This is a genomic window from Gammaproteobacteria bacterium (genome assembly GCA_021647245.1).
Lineage (GTDB): Bacteria > Pseudomonadota > Gammaproteobacteria > RBG-16-57-12 > RBG-16-57-12 > JAFLJP01.
Map to the genome: position 1 here is coordinate 21,103 of JAKIVC010000034.1, position 7,363 is coordinate 28,465.

Consider the following 7,363-nt stretch of genomic DNA (forward strand, 5'->3'; position numbering starts at 1 on the left):
GATTTCATCAATGAATTATTTTTCGGTAGTCATCCTAACTTGATAACCACTATACATCACCCAAGCTGAATGTTTGCTGAACGAAAAATTTATTAAGTAACAGCTAGTTATGGGTGGTTTCTGGTATTTTGGTGTGTGTTTTGGTACGCTTTTTAAAAAGGAACATCGGGTTGGTGGGGTTTGTTTAGTACCGATGTTGTAGTTATATTCAGTGTATTCATCTTTTACCTCAACGCTTTGTTATTTTCGTGTTCAATCGGCTACCTATGCCCTATATGCTCCTCCCTTTTCGTACGAACACACTTCGATTTGAGGGGAAAGATGAGTGCCCTGAGTAGTTGCCCAATATTTTAGGCGCTTTGCAAGGGTGCACCTTTAAACTGGTTTGCTTTAATTTAGAATTAAAGGTTGCGAATTTAAAGGCGTTATTGGTAGTTGTTAAATTTGTATTATTTCATATTAAAACTCTCGTATGTATGCTGATGCCAGAGTAGAAGAGGGAAGTTGGAATGAGGTTGCTGGGTCTTCAGATTACATGTGTTGTATTGTTTGCTCTTGTATCCTTTGGCGCAAGTGCAGAGGGTAGTTTTCAAGCAGGTTTGAATCAGTCTTTGAGAGACCTTAGCAATTCAACTTACCCTCAGAAGGTGGACATTGTTGCTGCGGGTGAGGTGATTAATGTCTCTCTTTGTGGCAACTCTAATGTTGACACCGTCAGTGTGACAATCCTCGATCCCAGTAATGCGACAGTTTATAGTTCAGGTGATGTGCCCAGCAATGTTGATTGCGCAGATCCTTTTACAGCGCCCCTCACGGCGCCGATTCGCTATACCACAACCACCAGCGGTGTGTTCACCGTTCAGTTGGAGAGTGTTTCCAGTGTTAATTTAAGACGTTTTGATATTACAGTAACTCCTGATGCACTGACAAATCCCGACCCCTCTGCTGCCGGTGGTCGGTTGTGGGCGTATGGGTGGAGGTTTGATGCTGACACTTTTGGGCAGGTTGGGTCGACTGATGCCAATTACTATGCCCTTGTGCCAGGAGGGCGGCCTGACACTAATTACGTCTGGGTGCTCGATCTTAATAATTTCGCTGGGTATGTATACACACTTGTGGCAAATGATTTAGGTGTGGATGCACCTTATTCCGGTTATAGCACCCCAAGAAGCGGCCGTACAGTCACGGCCAAGTTCCCCCAATATATGAGTTACCCGGTGATTGCCGATCCACGTCCAACCGAGCCGCCAGTGCTGACAGGTGGTTTGACCTTCATTGATGATGCAGGTCAGGATTACGCGATTTCGCCTGTGGCGACCGGTGGCATTCAGGATAGCGGTAATTTTGAGTTTACCTCTGATATTGCGGGTACTTACGCAATCACCATCGATACAAATAGCAACGGTGTCTATGGGGCTGGCGATAAGCTGCTGCTCGGCAATATGGTGGCGGGGTTGAATCAAGTGTCATGGGATGGAGCGGGTGCCAATGGTGTTGTTTTGGCAGATGGCCAGTACAGTGCTAATTTACAGGTACGTCTTGGTGAATACCATTTCGTCGCTCGTGATGCAGAGACCAGTGGTGGCACTGAAGATGGCCTGACTATATTTTTGGCAAATAGCGACGGCAGCGTAGTCGATACTACTGTTTATTGGGATGATACAACATTCCTTGCGGGTAGCTCCAACCTTCCCGATGGTGCGCTAGCATCAACACCTGCCGGAAAACATACTTGGGGTAACTTTACCGCTACCAGTATAGGTAATGAAGCCTATATGGATACTTATGTTTACGGGCTCTCCTCCACTTATACGGCATTAACTGCAATTGTTTCTGATGACACACTTCAAACCGGCACCGATGGTCTGCTTACCGTTCCGGGACAAAGTGATTCTGGGGGTGACTTTACCATTATCGTCAACGATGCTGATATCAATGTCATCCCCTCAGTTGCTGAGACAGTGACGGTAGTTGTTGCTAACCCCATTACAGGGGAGCAGGAGCAGGTTAGCCTCACTGAAACGGGTATTAATACCGGTGTCTTTAGTCGCGTTTTTAGTACAGTAGAGAGTGCTGTTGCGGGGGTGAATAACGATGGTAGTTTGAATGTGATGCCCGGTAACGATATAAGTGTCACCTATTTTGATCAGCTCGATTTGGCGGGGGCTTCGGTGAGTCGAGTTGAGGCAGTTGGCATGTTGGATGTTACCGCGCCCGTGATTACCCTGATCGGCAGCGACCCGATCAGCATTGAGCTGGGCAGCACCTACACCGATGCCGGAGCCACTGCATCGGATAATATCGATGGTGATCTTAGCGGCAACATCGTCACCGTCAATCCCGTCGATACCAATACCGTAGGCAGTTACACCGTGACTTACAACGTCACTGATGCCGCAGGCAACAACGCCACCGAAGTGACCCGTGTCGTGAATGTCACCGCTGATGTCACTGTCCCTGTGATTACCCTGATTGGCAGTGATCCGGTCAGTATCGAGCAGGGTGAAACCTACACCGACGCTGGTGCCACTGCATCGGATAATATCGATGGTGATCTTACCGGCAGCATTGTCATTGTTAACCCGGTGGATACCAACACCGTAGGCAGCTACACCGTCACCTACAACGTCACTGATGCCGCAGGCAACAACGCCACCGAAGTGACCCGTGTCGTGAATGTCACCGCTGATGTCACTGTCCCTGTGATTACCCTGATCGGCAGTGACCCGATCAGTATCGAGCTGGGCAGCACCTACACCGATGCCGGAGCCACTGCATCGGATAATATCGATGGTGATCTTACCGGCAGCATTGTCACTGTTAACCCGGTGGATACCAACACTGTAGGCAGCTACACCGTGACTTACAATGTGACTGATGCGGAGGGTAATGCAGCGATTGAAGTGACTCGTACCGTTAATGTCACTTTTGACCCATTAGCTGATGCCGATGGCGATGGTGTGAATAATGGTGATGAAGGCGCCATAGATAGTGATGGCGATGGCATTGCCAACTATCTGGATCTGGATAGTGACAATGATGGTATTCCGGATCTGCAGGAAGGGATGACGGATGGTGACGCTGATGGCGTGCCGGATTTTCTCGATATCGATTCGGATAACGATGGGCTCTCTGACCTGACTGAATCCGGAATTGCCAATCCAAGGGGTCTTGATGCAGATAACGATGGGCGTATAGATAGTGACTTTGGTGATAATGGTCTGGCTGATGTGGTAGAAAACGCATTTGAAAGTGGAGAGATCAACTACAACATTGCAGACAGCGATAGTGATGGTGTTAATGATTTTCGAGATCTTGATTCCGACAACGATGGTCTTAATGATGTTATCGAATCTGCAGGTGTAGATGGTGATAATGATGGCCTCATTGGTAGTGGTGTCGTTGCTGTTGATACAGATGGAGCCTACCTTGGTGTATTGCTGCCGGCCCTTGATCGTGATGATGATGGGGTTGCCAACTTTCGGGACTTGGATAGTGACAATGATGGCCTCTTTGATGTGGTTGAATTGAATGGCTTGGACTCGGATGGTGATGGCATGGTAGCGACGGCACCGGATGTTGATTCAAATGGCATTCCTGACCAAGGCAGCTTGATTTCGCTTGATACTGACAGTGATGGGGTGGCTGATTATCTTGACCTTGATAGTGATAATGATGGTATCCCCGACGTTACTGAAGTGGGTGGCAGCGATGATAATGGAGATGGCATCATTGGCAGTGATATTTCACCCGTTGTCAATGCGGCAGGTATACCCAACGGTGGGCCGCTGCCATCAGTTGATACCGATAATGATGGTCTTGCCAACTATCGTGATTTGGATTCTGACAACGATGGCGGTTACGACCTAGTTGAAGGTGGTGGCCAGGACAGTGACAACAATGGCTTGATTGATGGCTTTGTTGACACTGACGGGAACGGTTTTGATGACGGCCTAGAGCAGACACCGCTGCCCTTTATTGACTCTGATGGTGATGGAACTCCCGACTTCCGGGATCGGGATGATACCGATAACGACGGTGTGTCTGATTACCTGGATCGAGATGACGATAATGATGGCATTCCAGATATTCAAGAGGGTGACGGTGCGGTTGATAGCGACGGTGACTCCATTCCGGATAGCCGAGACCTCGATAGCGACAACGATGGTATTTATGACTTGATTGAGTCAGGAGTAAGCAACCCTACATCACTGGACAGCGATGGTGATGGCATCATTGATGATAATGGTGCGACAGACAGCAATGGTCTGGCTGATGCGGTTGAAAACACGCCCGATAGCGGAATTGTTAACTATAACGGCGGCACACCGGTCGATAGCGATGGTGATGGAATCGAAGATTTCCGCGACTTGGATAGTGATAACGATGGCATTTCTGATGTTTTGGAAAATGGCGGTAGTGATCCTGATTCAAATGGCACTATCGGTACAGGGTCGCCTGTCGCTGTCAACTCACATGGTGTTGCGGTGGGCGTCTCCAGTGGGGTGACCGACTCTGATGGCGATGGCCTTGCTGACTACCTCGATGTTGATGCAAACAATGATGGTATATTTGATTTGGTCGAAGTGGGTGGTTCAGACAGTAACGGCGATGGCATGATTGATGGTTTTGTCGATATTGATGGTAATGGTTTTGACGATGGAGTAAATCAGACGCCATTACCGCACCTTGATACCGATGGAGATGCCGTACTTAATCATCTGGATCTGGATGATGATAACGACGGCATCCCAGACCTACAGGAGGGTGGCGGTACTGTTGATAGCGATGGAGATTCCATTCCGGATAGTCGTGACCTTGATAGTGATAACAATGGCATTAGTGATTTGATCGAGTCAGGAGTAGACGACCCACTATCACTAGATAGTGACAATAATGGAATGATTGATGGTAACGGTGCTGCGGATACTAACGGCCTTGCCGATATTGTTGAAAGCTCGCCTGATAGCGGCATCGTTAACTACAATGGCGGTATGCCCGTTGATAGGGATGGCGATGGTCTTGCTGACTACCTCGATGTTGATGCAGACAATGATGGTGTTTTTGATTTAGTCGAAGTGGGTGGTGTAGACAGCGATGGAAATGGCAGGGTAGATGATTATACGGATGCTAATGGCGATGGATACGATGATAATGCGATCTCTAGTCTGACAATAGTCGACCTCAATAATAATGGATTGCCTGACTATCTAGAGAGTGAGCGAAGTGCGGTTAAGACGGGTCTGAAGGGCGTTGGTGGTTGTAGTGCTGCAGGGCCGGGCACCACGATTGACCCGACGCTCCCCCTGTTGCTGCTATTCTCAATGTTGGCGCTGATGGGTGGTAATATTCGTAAAGTGCTTTTTGGGGGAGGTCGATAATGAAAGGGCGAACGGCGAAATTATGCCACGTGTTATTGATGGTTGGCTTTAGCATCTTAACCGTATCTACAGTGTCGGCAGCAGAGGATGACTCCATCTATATTGGCGCAGGTATTGGGCCAGGTTTGTCGTATGTTAAGCCGGACACCGATGGCACGATCTATAGTGTTGAAGATGAATACAGTAGTGGTTATACCCTCTACCTGGGTTATGACTTCAGCGAGCGTGTGAGTTTTGAGCTTTACTATTCCGATCTTGGAGAGGCTAAATTAGCCCCCGTTGGCCGTGTTGATTACAAAGATCTTGGTGTGGGTGCTCTCTACTATTTTTATCGCCAGAAAGAGGATCGGGAGGGGTTGTCAACTTACCTAAAAGCCGGTGTCGGGCGCATGAAAAATAGTGCCGATATACCTTATGAGCGGAGTAATAATACACACCTAACGCTCGGTCTGGGCGGTGAGTATGGTGTCGGTGATGGCTGGGCTTTGCGTGTCAATATGGACCTGTATGATGCGGATGCTAGGTTATTGACACTTGGAGTGTTGAAGCGCTTTGGTAGTGCCCCGCCAGCGGTTGTCCAGCAACCAGAGCCTGCTTTCAAGCCCGAGCCAGTTCCCGAGCCAGTTCCCGAGCTTGCCCCAGAACCTGAGCTCATTCCTGAGCCGGAGCCTGCCCTAGCATCTGAACCCATTCCTGAGTCTGTCATAGTGATTAACTTGGATAGTGATGGTGATGGAATTTTTGACTTGATCGACGTGTGTCCTGCAACGGCACCAGCGGTTAAAGTGGATGACTCAGGCTGTCAGCTCAAAGAGGTTATTACTCTCGATGGTGTGACCTTTGCAACAAGCTCATCAAAGCTTATTGGCCGCTCTGCTGAGGTGCTCAACAAGGTGGCGGGAACACTTAAGCGCTACCCTGGATTGCGTGTGGAAGTGGCGGGCTATACTGATAACAGTGGCTCAGCTCGATATAACCAGTCACTGTCAGAGCAGCGAGCTAACTCAGTGCGTGACTACTTGATAGAGCAAGGTGTGAGTAAAAATTCGCTTACAGTTAAAGGCTATGGGGAAGAGCAACCCATTGCAGATAATAGTACTCCCGCAGGGCGAGCCGAAAACCGCCGTGTTGAGTTGCGTAATCTAGCAGGGGATGAGTAATGAATGCAGTAGCGGCATAGCTACTCACGGGGGCTTGCTTCGGGATCGATGGTTTTGGCTGGCACTCTTGCTTGGGCCGTTGGTTAGCGGGTTGCTGCTTCAGGATAGGGGGCCTGTTGTCGCCACAGCGTTGACGTGGCAGTCGTTATTGTGGCTTGTCCTGCTCTATCCGGTTCTTGAGGAGTGGCTGTTTCGAGGTGTTATTCAGCGCCAACTGATTCGCTGTCGCTCTGCTCGACTCTCCATTTTGGGCTTTACGGCGGCTAACGGAGTGACGAGCTTACTTTTTGTTACCGCACATATGGTGGTACAACCGTTTTTGTGGGCATTACTTGTGATATTTCCATCGCTGGTATTTGGATGGTTCCGTGACCGGTACAATAGTATTTTGCCGGGAGTTATCCTGCATGCTTGTTATAATTTTGCATACTTCACAATATTTATGCTGGCAGCGTAAGGCTTTTTGTAAAGTGCGGGCAGTTGTCGTTTTTTGTCTATTTTTCTCGATGTAAAATAAACCTAAGAAAGTTATTGACGGTGGATAGAAAAGGCGTAGAATGCGCCGCTCAGTCAGGTTAAAGCCGGGGAGAGAAGCGGCGAAGCCGGATTGTACTTAGGGTTAAATAATAAGTTCATGATTGGAATGAGTCGGTACTTAGCAAGCGTATATTGTTGTTCAAGTATTTGATAAGTAAATAATTTTAAATACTTATTGACAAGCAAAACTGGCGGAGTATAATTCGCCACCTCGAATCGAAAGACTCGAACCGCTCTTTAAAAAATTGATCAAGTAATCTGTGTGGGTGCTTGCGTTAGAGGTAG

Annotated in this window: 3 protein-coding genes; all 3 read left to right on the forward strand. The window is 48.3% G+C overall.

Annotated elements, in window-relative coordinates:
- The first annotated feature begins 611 nt into the window (after window positions 1-611).
- From L3J94_10205 to mrtJ, 3 genes are read left to right on the forward strand one after another with little or no spacing between them, the layout of a single operon-like run.
- Window positions 612-5,381: a DUF5011 domain-containing protein gene (locus L3J94_10205; GenBank protein ID MCF6219103.1), complete on the forward strand. Its 4,770-nt coding sequence runs from the start codon at window positions 612-614 to the stop codon at window positions 5,379-5,381.
- On the forward strand, window positions 5,381-6,541 hold the full coding sequence (locus tag L3J94_10210) for an OmpA family protein (protein MCF6219104.1): 1,161 nt from the start codon (window positions 5,381-5,383) through the stop codon (window positions 6,539-6,541). Before L3J94_10205 ends, L3J94_10210 begins: the two co-directional genes overlap by 1 nt.
- The gene (gene mrtJ / locus L3J94_10215; GenBank protein ID MCF6219105.1) at window positions 6,534-6,998 is read left to right on the forward strand and encodes a JDVT-CTERM system glutamic-type intramembrane protease; all 465 of its coding nucleotides are present in this window, start codon (window positions 6,534-6,536) and stop codon (window positions 6,996-6,998) included. The genes L3J94_10210 and mrtJ overlap by 8 nt, the downstream gene beginning before the upstream one ends.
- Window positions 6,999-7,363 lie beyond the last annotated feature (365 nt).

Bases quoted from the DNA above. Each gene is read 5' to 3' on its own strand.
- L3J94_10210 (MCF6219104.1), top strand. From the start codon at position 5,381: ATGAAAGGGCGAACGGCGAAATTATGCCACGTGTTATTGATGGTTGGC.
- mrtJ (MCF6219105.1), top strand. From the start codon at position 6,534: ATGAGTAATGAATGCAGTAGCGGCATAGCTACTCACGGGGGCTTGCTT.